We start from the raw sequence: 12,936 nt of genomic DNA on the forward strand, positions 1-12,936 counted from the left end.
TTACGTGATGTGACGCGTGTTCTCGTAGCGGCGGATGGCGCGCTGCGTGGTGCGGTTGGTGAGCACGCGGATGGTGGTGCTGACCGTTCCGGAAATAACGGCGAACACGAGCGCTGACCGCAGGCTGTTCTCCAGGCCTTCCGCGTCTTTCGGCGGCTCGTTTCCCGTCACCCGCTTCCAGATGAAGTCCACCACCTGCGTGCCTACGATGCCCGCCCCGAGGCCCAGTCCAACACCCATCAGTTTGAAGATCACATTCATTGTGCCTCCTTCAGTCGGCTTAGTTTTGGTCCCAGCCTAGCGTTATCGGGACCATCAATGGACGCCGCCGGCGGGGCAGCGCAGCAGTTTCTGCAGCAGATACCGCAGCAGGTTGCGACGACGCCGGTACCACGCCTCGCGGGTGTAGAGTTGGTATCGCTCAAAACAACGACAGGGGAGCGCAGCCACGCATGTGGTGGGCGCTGAGAGTGCGGACCACCGCAGACCCTCGAACCTGATCCGGTTAGTACCGGCGAAGGGAGTCGAGTTCTCAGGGCGACCGGCGCCCTGCCGGAAGGCCTTCCCCTCCTGTACCCAGGAGGATCAACAATCATGACTGCAACACAGAGTCCTACACCGTCCACATCCCGCCGCCGTTACGAATGGCGCGTGGTCGATATCGTGGTCGCCTCAGTCATTTCGGTGGCCGTGGGTGTCATCTTCTTTGCCTGGTCAGCCGGTTACAGCGGTATCGCTGCGGTGACCGCTGCGTACCCGCCGTTGGCCGGACTGTACTCCGGCGGCTGGCTCATCGCCGGCGTGCTGGGCGGACTCATCATCCGCAAACCTGGTGCCGCGATCTATTGCGAGGTACTGGCAGCGGCCGTGTCGGCGCTGATCGGCACGCAGTTCGGTATGGCGGTACTCCTCTCCGGCCTGGTGCAGGGCATCGGCGCTGAGCTTGTCTTCGCGCTGTTCCTCTACCGGCGCTGGAATATCGGTGTGGCGGTCCTCGCGGGACTCAGCGCAGGTCTTGCCCTCGCGGTGAGCGAGAACATCATGTACAACGTCGAGTGGGCCATGGAATACAAGCTGATGTACGGAGTCTTCGCCGCCATTTCGGGTGTGGTGCTCGCCGGTGTGCTGCCCTGGCTCGCCACCCGCGGGCTCGCGAAGACCGGTGCGCTGTCATCCTTCGCCGCGGGCCGCACGGCTGACGTTTAGCATGGGCACGACGGCGGTGTCCGCCCCGGCCTCGATCACGGCCCGGGGCTGGGGCTGGCGCCACCCCGGGCGGGTGCGCTGGGCAGTGCGGGATATTGACCTGACCATCGAGGCGGGCCAGCGCGTGCTGCTTCTCGGTGCGTCCGGCGCGGGGAAGTCCACGCTGCTGCATGGACTGGCGGGAGTTGTGGGTGACCAGGACGAGGGTGAGCAGGCCGGCGACCTCACGGTCGACGGCGTCAGGCCGGCGGCTGCGCGCGGCCGTTCCGGCCTGGTCCTCCAGGATCCAGACACCCAGCTGGTACTCGCCCGGGTGGGTGACGAGGTAGCTTTCGGTGCCGAGAACCTGGCGGTGCCACGCACCGAGATCTGGCCGCGCGTGCATCAGGCCCTCGACGACGTCGGCCTCGACGTCCCGCTGAATCGTCCCACCACGGCACTCTCCGGCGGCCAGAAGCAGCGGCTGGCCCTGGCAGCGGTCCTCGCGATGCAGCCGGGGCTGCTGCTCCTCGACGAACCGACCGCCAACCTTGACCCCGCCGGGGTGCTCGAGGTGAGGGACGCCGTCGTCCGCGTGCTCGACCGGACTTCAGCCACGCTCGTGGTGGTGGAGCACCGGGTTGAGGTGTGGGCCGACGTGGTGGACCGCGTCGTGGTGCTCGACTCCGACGGCGGTATCCTCGCCGACGGCGAGCCGGACGCAGCGCTCCGGCACGAGGCTACGCGGGCGAGGCTCATCGAAGCCGGTGTCTGGGTGCCGGGCTACCGGCCGGAAACGCCCGCCGTCGAAATATCCGCCGGGTCTGACCTGCTGCAGGCGGACGGGCTGGCCGTCGCACGGTCAAAGCGCGGACGGGCAGTGCTCGACGACGTCGACCTCACCCTTCGGAAGGGGGAGGCGGTCAGTGTGCTCGGACCGAACGGGGCTGGAAAGTCGACGCTCGCGCTCACCCTCGCCGGACTGCTCAGGCCCCGCGGCGGGACGCTCACCGCCCTTGAACCGCTCGCCCGCGGTGCCGGGACCAAGCCGAGCGAGTGGAAGTCCGCCGAACTGGTGAGCCGGATCGGTACGGTCTTTCAGGAGCCCGAGCACCAGTTCCTGACCAACACGGTGCTCGAGGAGCTGGAGTTCGGCCCACGCCGGGTTGCCCGCTCCAACGAATCAGAGATCCGACGCCGTATCGATCCCATCGCGGAGCGGTTGCGCCTCACCGGGCTGCTGAAGGCGAATCCCTACACTCTCTCCGGAGGTGAGAAACGGCGCCTGTCCGTTGCGACAATGCTCGCCACCAACCCGGACATCCTGATCCTGGACGAACCGACGTTCGGCCAGGATGCCAATACCTGGGCCGAGCTGGTTGCCCTGCTCGCCGAACTCATTCAGGGAGGCACCTGCGTGGTCTCGGTGACCCATGACCGTGAGTACACGGCTGCGTTGGGGAGCCGGGTGGTGGCCGTGGACGGAACCTCCGCGACGCTGGAGGTGGTGGCGTGAGCGCCGACGTCCTGTATCCCGAGATCACCGGCCGGGTGCTCCCGAGGGCGAACCCGCTCTCGAAGCTCTTCGCCGCGGTGGTGATCACCGTGGTGGTGATGCTGAGCGTGGACTGGGTGAGTGCCGGCGTCGTTCTCGCCAGTGAACTGCTGCTGCTGCCGTTGCTGGGAATCAGCGTGCGCAGGCTTTTGCTGCGGACGTGGCCGTTTGTTGTCGCAGCGATCGTCGCCGCGTATGGCACCGCGTTGCTCGCCGAGAAGACGGGACGGGTTCTCTTCGAGCTGGGGCCCGTGCTATTCACGCAGGATTCGGTCAACGCCGGAATGGCCATTGGACTGCGCGGGCTCGCGATCGCCCTTCCCGGGCTTTTCCTCCTCGCCAGCACAGACCCGACGGACCTCGCTGACGCGCTCGCCCAGCGGCTGAAGGCACCGCACCGGTTTGTGCTGGGAGCGCTCGCGGGAATGCGGCTGGTCGGGCTCCTGTTCGAGGAATGGCGGACGCTCGGTCTCGCCCGGCATGCGCGCGGCGTGAGCCATGAGGGCAATCCGGCCGCGCGTTTAGGGAACTTCCTCGGGCAGGCGTTCGGGCTCATGGTTCAGGCCATCCGGAGGGCCACCAGGTTGGCGGTGGCCATGGAGGCGCGAGGTTTCGGCGCAGGTCCGCGCACGTGGGCGCGGGAGAGCACATTCAGCAGTGTCGACGTCGTCGTTGTCCTGGTGGGCCTGCTGATAGCAGGACTCGCAGTCACCGCGGCAGTACTTGCGGGGACCTGGAACTTCATTCTCGGCTAGCCTGCCCTGTTCGTAACGCGCTTCGGAGGTGCATCATGAAGAGAGCGTTGCGGGAGGCAGCAGGTTTTTCCCAATGTTGCACCGCATGAATTGTTGGTACTGCGGTGTGATGTCTAGCGATGTCGAGTGTGGGGAACGAACATGGCCGATGGACAGCCGGACTGGCTCAACGTCATCAGGGACAACCACCTGCGCCCGTTGCGGCGGTTCGTCGGCCGCCTGACCCCGGACGCCTTCCTGGCTGACGAGGTGGTCCAGCTGACCCTGCTGCGGGCCTGGGAGCATCCGGTCATGCGCGGACACAGCGAGCTTGAAATCCGCGCCTGGCTCTTTGTGGTTGCCCGGAACATCCTCGTTGACTCGTTCCGCAGCGGCTTCCGCCGCCACGAGTTCGACGTGGACGAGGTTCCGGAAACTCCTTCCGACGACGAGGTGGAGCAGCTTCTCACCTCCTGGTTGCTGACGGATGCGCTCAATGAACTCTCGCCGCAGCACCGTGACGTGGTGCTGCACTTCTACTTCCGCGGCGAGACGGTGGCTGAGATTTCACGGGCCCTCTCCATACCGGTGGGGACCGTGAAATCCCGTCTTCACTACGCGCTGCGCTCCCTGAAGACAGCGCTGCTTGCCCAGGATGTGGTCTCGGGAGGTTAGGCCTGTCCCACCGTCACTGGATCATCGTGCCGTCGGGAGCGATGACGTACCAGACCTCGTTCACACCCTGGCCTTTGGTGTCGCCTGGGGCCTCGTCCTCGGCGAAGTAGTAAATCGGCATGCCGTTGATCGTGACCTGCATGTCGCCGTCGGGCGTTTCGATGGTGCCCACTTCTCCTGTGACGCCTTCCACCTCGGGCGACTCGCTGTCGCTGAGCACCGGCGGCCATGCCTCCAGGCAGCCACCCTCACAGGCGCTGACTCCGGAACCCGGCTCGTCGTTGGTGAAGACGTAGACCACCATGCCCTCGGCGTCGACGACCACTTCGCCCAGGTCGGTTTCCGCTACCCCGAGCGGCGTTCCGACTGTTCCTCCGCCGGCAGCATCACCGGTCGGTTCTTCTGTGGCTTCGCCGGTCATCCCGTCGGTGGCGCCATCCGTTGCCTCCACGGTGGGCTCCACCTCGGCGGGGTCCTCGGTAGGCGGTGCTTCCGCGGCGGTTTCTTCACCGGCGGGAATGTTCTCGCTTTCAGTGTCTGCGCCGCCACAGCCGGTCAGCGCCAGCAGGCAGATGGCGATGGCGGCGAACAGGACGCGCATTGCTTTACTCATGGTCATTCCTCCCGTGATCACCCCCTGGACGCCGGGGGTGGAAGTGGCCACTCGACCCCTCTACCGGGAAGACGCTGGAGCTACCCCGAATGGTTCAATGTGCGGCCGAACTCACAGGTGAATCACAGCTTCAGCCTGAGGCGAGGGCCTTGCCGAGATCCGTCTGGAGGTCACTTACGTCCTCAAGGCCCACCGAGAGCCGGATAACGCCGTCCGACAGCCCGATGGCCGCGCGTCCTTCAGGTCCCATGGCACGGTGCGTCGTGGTGGCAGGGTGGGTGATCAGTGTCTTGGAATCGCCCAGGTTGTTGGAGATGTCAATGATGTCCAGCGCATCGAGCAGCGCGAACGCCCGCTCCTTCGCCCGGCCCTCGGGGGCGTCCAGTTCGAAGGTCACCACGGTGCCGCCGGACGTCATCTGGGCAGCGGCAAGATCGAACTGCGGGTGCGATTCGAGCAGGGGATAGCGCACCCAGGTCACTGCCGGTTGGGCTTCCAGCCAGCGGGCGAGGGTCAGCGCCGAGGATGAGGAGTGGTTGACCCGCAGGGATAGCGTCTCCAGCCCCTTCAGGAGGGTCCAGGCGTTGAAGGAGGACAGCGCCGGACCGGTGTGCCGCATGAGGGTCTTCACCGGACCCTCGATGAATTCCCTGCGGCCGAGAATTGCGCCACCCAGGACCCTGCCCTGGCCGTCCATGTGCTTGGTTCCGGAATAGACGACGATGTCGGCGCCCAGTTCCGTGCACCGCTGCAGCAGCGGCGTGGCGAAGACATTGTCGACGACGACCTGCGCACCGGCGGCGTGGCTGAGTTCCACGACCGCCCTGATGTCGACGATTTCCTGCATCGGGTTCGAAGGCGACTCGAAGAACACCGCGGTGGTAGGGACGCTCAGCGCTTCTTCCCACTGGTTGAGGTCCCAGCCGTCCACGAAGACCGTCTCCACGCCCCAGCGGGGCAGGATTTCGTTCAGGATGACGAAGCAGGAGCCGAACAGGCTGCGGGAGGCGACTACGCGGTCACCGGCAGCCAGGAGCGCTCCGAGCGCCGTGAAGACGGCGGACATGCCGCTGGCGGTTGCGAAGCATGCTTCTGCACCTTCAAGAAGGCGCAGGCGTTCCTGGAACATGGCGACCGTGGGGTTGCCGTACCGGGAGTAGACAAAGCGGTCGACATCGCCGGTGAACGCGGCCTCCGCCGCAGCGGCGGAGGAATACACGAATCCTGAGTTCAGGAAGAGGGCCTCGGAGGTTTCCTCGAAATTGGACCGTGCCAGCCCACCGCGCACGGCGAGGGTGTCGGGCGACCAGGCGGCGGTGTCGTCGTCCGGACGTTGGATCCGTGGGTATCCGCCGTTGCCGGCGATCGGCTCCCGACCGGCTGCCGGAGAGAACGACGACGGCGGCGTGGACTCACTCACCGGCGTCGCCCTGGCCGTTCGCCGGGCTGGCAGCACCGGGTTCGGCAGTGACGGATTCAGGGGTGCCGGATTCAGCATGCGTGGTGGTGGCAAGGCCGCTTGAGCGCCAGCCGCCGTTCGCCTCGAAACCGTGCAGCACGTTGTAGGCGGTGTGCCCGGCAGCAGTTGCGCTCTGCGCCGCGGCAACCGAGCGGACACCCGAGCGGCAGAGGAACAGTAGCTCCCTGCCCTTGAGGCCGTTCAGCTGGTTGAGGAAGGAGACATTGCGGGTGCCGTCGGAGCGGTTCCACTCCAGAAAGAGGGGGGCGGTGCCGGCGTCGGTGAGATCGGGGACGCCAACGCTTTGCCACTCCTCAATTGTGCGGACATCCACAAGGACGGCGCCCTTGCTGACGCGTTCCACCGCTTCGCGTGGCGTGATGTCGCCGGCATAGCCGTTGCCTGGCTGCTGATGGGGGGTGTAATGCTGTGACACTGTGTCTCCTCACGCTGTGCACGCTGGTGATCGTGGATCCTGATCGGGGTGCCGAGTAGTCACCTGAGGCACCCCGCCGTGAAAGAGGGTTGCCGGCCAGCAAGTCAGGGCTTGGCGCTGGCGCTCGTTACTCCGGATTGAACGTAGCACCGGCGGCGCCCGGTCTGCCACGCTGGGCCGTAACGTGCAGTAACGCCTGTGCTCGCGCTAAATGCTCCCGCTTCAGGACACGGACTCCACGAGGGCTCCGAGTTCGGCGGTCAGTTCCGGAGATACAGTGACCGGCTTCCCGTCGATCGACTCGACTTCGGCGAGGAGGCGGACGCTCGAAATGAGCCAGACGCCGTCGGAATTGAACAGGTCCTCCGGCACGAGGGGACCGTATCCGAGTTCCCAGCCCGAATTCCGGGCGGTCTCGAACAAGGCCCCCTGAGACGTTCCGGGCAGGATCCCGCTCTCCAGTTGCGGGGTGATGAGGTGCTTGACGCCGTCGATCACCCGGGCGATCAGGACCGTCGACGTCGGGCCTTCGAGCACCTTGCCATCGGAGGAGGTGAAGATGACGTCGTTGGCGCCGTGGGAGCGGGCGTAGCGGAGTGCGGCCATGTTCACCGCGTAGGAGAGAGTTTTGGCGCCCATCAGCAGCCACGGCGCGCGCTGCGCGACGGCGCTGTCATAACCGCGGTCCAGGAGGAGGATCGAGAGGCGCTGTCCGCGCAGCCCCTTGGGTAGTGGTGAGACCAGCACCCAGGCCGTCGCCCCGGCGCCTTCCACCCCGCGGGTGGCGACGAGTTTGACCACCAGTTCGCCGTCGTCGTCGGCTTCCTTCAGCGCAGTGGTGACGGCGCGTTCCCACGCGTCCGACGGCGGGACCTCCAGTTCGAGCGCCTCGGCAGAGGTCGCCAGCCGGGCGAGATGTGCCTGAAGCTTACGTGGCGCGCCCTTGACCGCCAGCATGGTCTCGAAGATGCCGTCGCCGCGGGTGATCCCGGTGTCAGTGACTTTGAGCTGCGGTTGCGTCGCGTCCGCGATGCGGCCGTCGGGGGAGGAGGGGTCCAGGAACACCAGAACAGTCATGGGCACCAGCCTAGCGACCGGGGGCCCCGGGGCGGGCGAAGCTCGCGAATCCGGATTGCTCTCCTCGTTCAGGCCACGCTGGGCCCAGTCCCGGTGGCCTGTTCAATGCTTCCACAGAAGGATGAGGTGACGGAAGGCCGCGCAGCCAGCAGTGCGGACTATTGGGGGAAGGACGAGCCCAGCGCGGACAGCACCCCGAACGCTTTCGTCCGCACTTCCTCCCACTCTTCGGCCGGGTCGGAATCGGCCGTGATCGCGCCGCCCACACCGAGCGTAAGGCGGGTGGCGTCGTCGTCGTTCTCCATCACGAGCGTACGGATGACGACGGCGAGGTCCGCCGCCCCATCGAGGGAAAAGTACCCGGCGGCACCGGAATAGACGCCGCGCGGCCCGCCTTCGAGCCGGTCAAGGATGGCCATGGTGCTGATTTTGGGTGCGCCGGTCATGGAACCGGCAGGGAACGCGGCGGCGACTGCTTCGGCGCGGGAGGACCCGGGCCGAAGCTGAGCGTCGATGGTGCTGACCATCTGGTGCACCGTTGCATACGTTTCGATGTCGCACAGGCGGCTCACCGTCACGGTGCCGGGGATCGCCAGGTGGGAGAGGTCGTTGCGCAGCAGGTCCACAATCATGATGTTTTCCGCACGGTCCTTGACGCTGGTGCGCAGGTCGGCCTGCAGGGCGGCGTCCTCGTCAGGGTCGGCGGAGCGGCGCCGCGTGCCCTTGATCGGTTCGGCCCGCATCCCGCCGGAGGAGTCGAGCCGGAGGAAGCGCTCCGGCGAGGTGCTGGCGACAGCAAGGCCGGGGAACGCGAAGTAGTGCGCAAACGGCGTGGGGTTGACGCGGCGAAGCCCGAGGTACGCCTCGAACGCCCGAACCGGGCCCTCTGCATGAGCGGTCAGGGCGGTTGTCAGGCACACCTCGTAGGAGTTGCCGTCGGTGATCTCCGCCTTGGCCGCGCGGATCTTTTCCAGGTACTGCTCGCGTGTATCCCGCACGGAGAACCGGGGAGCCGCCGGCGGCATTGCCGGAGCCGGAGCGGTTCCGCCCGACAGCACGACGGCGCGTGCCCGTTCCAGCCAGGCATCCGCGTCCGCGTCAGTGTCGCGGGAGCCGTCACGTAGGGTCAGGAGGTGGGTGCGCCGGTCATGGTGATCGAGGACGACGGCGCGGCCCGCGAAGAGCAGCGAGGCATCGGGGACCGTGCCGGGCATGTCGGTGTGCGGTGTTGTGGAACCGCCGGTCTCCCGCTTCAGTTCGTAGCCGAGGTAACCGAGCCATCCGAGGGCGAACGGGCCGGGGTAGTTGTCGGGGACCCGGACGGCCCGTCTGCCCCACACGCCGTCGAGCCAGCGGAAGAACGGCCCGGGGACGCGCGCGGTGACCGGACCGCCGGTGACCAGGGTGGTGCCGTCGGTGTGCTGGGCGAGCTGCCCGAACCGGCCACCGTCGTCCGCCAGTATCGAGAAACGGCTGCGGCCCTGTGGGTCCTCGGTGGTGGAGCTGTCCAACCAGGCGGCGGACCTAGCCGCCCCGTAGAGCGCGCCGAACACCGCTGCGGCCTCGGGGATCGTATCGAGGGTTTCGACCTGCAGGGTGAGGCCGCGGCGAGCCGCCCGTTCCATCGACATCAGGAACTCGCACTGGGGCAACCCGCTCAGGGCGCGGCGAAGCTGATCCGGAACGGCGTTTCCGCGGTGACCCTGCACCAGCAGATCGGCGTGGGGTGCGGGATGGTCGTCCGCGAGCCAGCGTTCCTCCTGGTCCGACCAGCGCTGCCAGAACGGAGTGTACGTGTCGCCGTCGCGCGTCAGCGCGCTAGTGCGTCGGAGGTCCTCGTCAGCGTCGATCCAGACGACGACGTCGAGGAACTCACGCGCGGCTTCGCACGCCGCACCCACCCCCTCAACCACGACAATGTCCGCCGGTTGCGTGAGGCGGGTGTCGCCGTCGTCGTTCGCGGTCCAGTCCCAGGCCGTCCAGCGGGCGGCCACCCCGGACGCGAGCGGGGTGAGAACTGTGCGGACGTATCGCTCCATGCCGTCGGCAAGGCCGTCCCAGCCGGGGTAGATGTCCTCAAGGTGGAACAGGCTCACGGTGTGGTGTTCCCGCAGCAGTGTTGTGAGTTCCACAGCCAGCGTGGTTTTGCCTGCTCCCGACCGGCCGTCGACGGCAATGATGAGCGGAACGACGGCGTTCACTGGCTTGTGTGCCATGACTTAGGAGAATGCCAATAGTGCGCCCACGGCGACGAACAGCGTGCCGAAGATGCGGTTGAGCAGGCGCTGTCCGCGCGGTCCGCTGGTGAACCGGCTGAAGGAGCGGGCCGCGGCGGCGAAGAAGAGCCACATCACCAGAACATCGATGACGACGACGGTGCCTGCCAGGGCACCGTACTGGCCCAGAAGCTCCTGCTCCGGTCGGATGAACTGCGGCACGAACGCCAGGAAGAACACGATTGCCTTGGGGTTGAGCAGGTTCACCCAGAGCCCCCGCCGGAACATTGACGCCGCGCCCTCGGCGTAGAGCGTGGCGGCCTCCTCGGCGGGAATCGGAGGTTCTATGAACTTCCGGATGCCGAGGTACACCAGGTAGGCGGCACCTGCATAGCGGATGATGTTGAACGCCAGCGGCGACCCGGCCACCAGCAGCCCGACCCCTGCCGCCACCACGGCAATATGCACGAGCAGGGCCACCTGCTGGCCGAGGATGCCCCACATGGAACGCCGGAACCCGACCGTGAGGGAGTTGCTCATGGTATTCACGGCACCGGCTCCCGGAGTGAAGCTGATGAGCGTCTGGGCGCCGACCAGCGCCAGCCAAATCGAGAGGGTCACTGAATAATCTTAGGGGCGTCCGCCGCAACCTCCTGCCCCTGCGCCTGCCACCAGCTCACAGTCGCTGCCGCGCCGGCCCGAAGAGGAGTAGGCCGGAGTTCAAGGAGTGCCTCGCTGCGCGCTGAGTCCATCACGAACGGGTTCTCGAACTGATACAGCATCTCCGCAAGCTCCCGCATGTCGCTCGAGACTCTTCCGAGTGAGCGGACCATCCAGCCCGGAATCGGGCGGACCCGTGGCTCCGGCCCGCCGGCGGCGCGCGCGAACTCCTGGGCGATCCCGCGTTGTGTCGGCGCGGGAGCTGTCGGTGCGTGCAGTACGGAGTTCCAGACATGCTCGCGCCGCGCCGCCGCGATCATGGCTGCCGCGAGGTCGGGAACGTAGGTGAAGGAGTGAGGTACGTCCGCGTTCCCCAACGGCCGGATGGTCTTCCCGGCCAACACCCGTGGGACCACGCGCTCGCCGGCATGGGAGGTGCGAACCAGGGGTCCATAGAAGTCCGATGAGACCACGCTGACCGTCGCCGTGGCCGAGGCTTCCCGTTGCTGCAGCAATCTGGCGCGCACTCCACGTTTGCCGGCGGACGCCGTCCGGAAAGAGTCTTCGGTCATGACCTCACCCGGCTGATCGTACGAATACAGGCTTTCCGGAAAGACGACGACGGCGCCCGCCTTCCCTGCCGTCTCGAGCACACCCTGCTCGGCCCGGGGCAGTTCCGCTTCCCACGCCGCAGCGGTGTAGGCAGAACCGTGGATGCAGTGGAAGACGGCTGCCGCCCCGTCGAAGGCTGCTTCCAGTTGCCGCGGGTCTGACACATCGGCGCGGACACGCTGGATGCCGGCACGGTCCGGACCGCTTCCAGAGCGGGTGAGGACCCGAACGCTTGCGCCCTGGTCCGCCAGTTGTTCCGCCACGGTCCAGCCGACCGGGCCGGCTCCCGTCACTATGTACAGCTGTGCCATTTCTCTTCTCCTGGACAATCGTTGGTTTGACGGATGCAAAGTGAGAGCACTGCTCTCGAAACAAGTATGTGCGGGCCCCCTCCGTCGTGTCAAGAGCACAGCTCTCTTAAGTTGACACTGCTCTCTTGCTTCGGCAGCATTGGTGCATGGCTCCCACACCGCGTGAACGTGCCCGCGCCCAAACCATGGAGGACATCACCCGGATAGGACGGGAACACCTCGCCGTTCATGGAGCTGCCGCCTTGTCGCTGAGGGCCATCGCCCGGGAGCTGGGCTTGGTGTCCTCGGCGGTGTACCGGTACGTCAAGAGCCGGGATGAACTCCTGACACTCCTGGTGGTGGATGCCTATACCGAACTCGGCGACGAAGTCGACTACGCCGTTTCGCAGGCAGCTGCCTCCGATCACGCGGGACGGTTCTTCGCGCTCGCACATGCGGTGCGCGGCTGGGCTCTGAGGGAGCCGGCCCGTTATGCATTGCTCTTCGGCAGCCCCGTGCCGGGTTATCACGCACCCGCGGAGCAAACCACCGGGCCCGGCACGCGCGTCATCAGGGCGCTCGTTCGGATATTCGACGACGCCTACCGATCCGGTACAGGTGAGGCACTGCCCGATATCCCGCAGGGCACGTCCAATCAGGGCCGGCTGTCCGTGGATCTTTCGCGCATTCGGGAAGAGCTGGACCTGGCGGCCAGCGATGACCTGATCGCGCGCGGCACGCTCGTCTGGGCGGCCCTCTTTGGCATTGTCAGTTTCGAAGTCTTCGGCCAGTACGGCGCCGGTACCTTCTCGGTCCCGGAGGAGCTATTCGAGCAGCACGTGCTGGTGCTGAAGGGCATTGTGGCGCTGTAGTAGTTACGCCTGAATTGCCGAGCGGCACTTACCGAGCGGCGCGACCCCGCGCGAGGTCCTCCTGCACGTACTGGACAATGCCGGGAACGGCGTCGTGAATCATTTGCCAGGTGGCTTCGAAATCTGCGCCATCCCCGTACCACGGGTCATAGATGCCGAGCTCCGAGACCGGCGTGCCGGCGGTGGACGGATCGAACTCGCGAAGCAGCCGCACGCGGCTGCGACTGTCGGCGTCAGGGGCTTCGAGCCGCAGATCCTCATAATGGTCCACGTCGAGCGCAAGAATAAGATCCCGCTCCGCGTACCAGGTTGGATCGAACTTCCGCGCGCGGTGTGTTTCGCTCTGCAGGCCCAGTTCGGTGAGCTTCGCGGCGGCTCGCTCGTCGATCGGGTTGCCGGTCTCCCAGCTGCTGGTGCCGGCGGAGTCCACCAGGACGTCCTCGGTCAGTCCGGCCTCCTCGAAAGCACGGTTGAGCATTATTTCGGCCATGGGGGAGCGGCAGATGTTGCCGGTGCAGACAGTGACGATCCGGTACATGGGTCAATCCTAGA

14 protein-coding genes and 2 riboswitches are annotated in these 12,936 nt (G+C 66.5%); of the genes, 5 read left to right on the forward strand and 9 right to left on the reverse strand.

Annotated elements, in window-relative coordinates; translation table 11 throughout:
- Positions 1-261 (reverse strand): DUF4235 domain-containing protein, encoded by a 261-nt coding sequence (locus tag AC5RTB_RS04750; protein ID WP_494059935.1) that lies wholly within the window; start codon positions 259-261, stop codon positions 1-3.
- Between the two features lie 163 nt (positions 262-424).
- Positions 425-540, forward strand: a riboswitch (TPP riboswitch).
- A gap of 54 nt (positions 541-594) precedes the next feature.
- On the opposite strand from AC5RTB_RS04750, the gene AC5RTB_RS04755 reads away from it, so the two are divergent.
- From AC5RTB_RS04755 to AC5RTB_RS04770, 4 genes are all read left to right on the forward strand, one after another.
- Positions 595-1,206 carry an ECF transporter S component gene (locus tag AC5RTB_RS04755; RefSeq protein WP_494059936.1) on the forward strand — a complete coding sequence of 204 codons (612 nt, stop codon included), beginning with the start codon at positions 595-597 and terminating at the stop codon, positions 1,204-1,206.
- A 1-nt stretch (position 1,207) separates the two neighbouring features.
- Entirely contained in the window at positions 1,208-2,701 is a 1,494-nt protein-coding gene (locus AC5RTB_RS04760) for an ABC transporter ATP-binding protein (protein ID WP_494059937.1), read from the forward strand.
- Positions 2,698-3,495, forward strand: coding sequence for an energy-coupling factor transporter transmembrane component T family protein (locus AC5RTB_RS04765; protein WP_494059938.1), 798 nt, complete (start codon positions 2,698-2,700; stop codon positions 3,493-3,495). The genes AC5RTB_RS04760 and AC5RTB_RS04765 overlap by 4 nt, the downstream gene beginning before the upstream one ends.
- 141 nt (positions 3,496-3,636) lie before the next feature.
- Entirely contained in the window at positions 3,637-4,149 is a 513-nt protein-coding gene (locus AC5RTB_RS04770; RefSeq protein WP_494059939.1) for a sigma-70 family RNA polymerase sigma factor, read from the forward strand.
- A gap of 13 nt (positions 4,150-4,162) precedes the next feature.
- Here the strand turns inward: AC5RTB_RS04770 and AC5RTB_RS04775 are convergent, their stop codons facing one another.
- From AC5RTB_RS04775 to AC5RTB_RS04805, 7 genes are all read right to left on the reverse strand, one after another.
- Entirely contained in the window at positions 4,163-4,813 is a 651-nt protein-coding gene (locus AC5RTB_RS04775; protein ID WP_494059940.1) for a COG4315 family predicted lipoprotein, read from the reverse strand.
- 79 nt (positions 4,814-4,892) lie between these two features.
- A complete protein-coding gene (locus tag AC5RTB_RS04780; RefSeq protein ID WP_494060402.1) occupies positions 4,893-6,101 on the reverse strand; it encodes an O-succinylhomoserine sulfhydrylase in 1,209 nt (402 codons plus the stop codon).
- 73 nt (positions 6,102-6,174) lie between these two features.
- On the reverse strand, positions 6,175-6,657 hold the full coding sequence (locus AC5RTB_RS04785) for a rhodanese-like domain-containing protein (RefSeq protein ID WP_494059941.1): 483 nt from the start codon (positions 6,655-6,657) through the stop codon (positions 6,175-6,177).
- 6 nt (positions 6,658-6,663) lie between these two features.
- Positions 6,664-6,789, reverse strand: a riboswitch (SAM riboswitch).
- A 90-nt stretch (positions 6,790-6,879) separates the two neighbouring features.
- Positions 6,880-7,734 carry an aminodeoxychorismate lyase gene (locus AC5RTB_RS04790; RefSeq protein WP_494059942.1) on the reverse strand — a complete coding sequence of 285 codons (855 nt, stop codon included), beginning with the start codon at positions 7,732-7,734 and terminating at the stop codon, positions 6,880-6,882.
- Positions 7,735-7,892: 158 nt separating this feature from the next.
- Positions 7,893-9,950: an aminodeoxychorismate synthase component I gene (pabB, locus tag AC5RTB_RS04795; RefSeq protein WP_494059943.1), complete on the reverse strand. Its 2,058-nt coding sequence runs from the start codon at positions 9,948-9,950 to the stop codon at positions 7,893-7,895.
- A 3-nt stretch (positions 9,951-9,953) separates the two neighbouring features.
- The gene (locus AC5RTB_RS04800; RefSeq protein WP_494059944.1) at positions 9,954-10,571 is read right to left on the reverse strand and encodes a LysE family transporter; all 618 of its coding nucleotides are present in this window, start codon (positions 10,569-10,571) and stop codon (positions 9,954-9,956) included.
- A complete protein-coding gene (locus AC5RTB_RS04805; protein WP_494059945.1) occupies positions 10,568-11,533 on the reverse strand; it encodes an NAD-dependent epimerase/dehydratase family protein in 966 nt (321 codons plus the stop codon). The genes AC5RTB_RS04800 and AC5RTB_RS04805 overlap by 4 nt, the downstream gene beginning before the upstream one ends.
- A gap of 146 nt (positions 11,534-11,679) precedes the next feature.
- Here AC5RTB_RS04805 and AC5RTB_RS04810 point away from each other — a divergent pair, with 146 nt between their 5' ends.
- The gene (locus AC5RTB_RS04810; protein WP_494059946.1) at positions 11,680-12,384 is read left to right on the forward strand and encodes a TetR/AcrR family transcriptional regulator; all 705 of its coding nucleotides are present in this window, start codon (positions 11,680-11,682) and stop codon (positions 12,382-12,384) included.
- Between the two features lie 28 nt (positions 12,385-12,412).
- Here the strand turns inward: AC5RTB_RS04810 and AC5RTB_RS04815 are convergent, their stop codons facing one another.
- Positions 12,413-12,922 carry a low molecular weight protein-tyrosine-phosphatase gene (locus AC5RTB_RS04815; RefSeq protein ID WP_494059947.1) on the reverse strand — a complete coding sequence of 170 codons (510 nt, stop codon included), beginning with the start codon at positions 12,920-12,922 and terminating at the stop codon, positions 12,413-12,415.
- Between the last annotated feature and the right edge of the window lie 14 nt (positions 12,923-12,936).

The organism is Arthrobacter sp. M71 S08 (assembly GCF_059089725.1).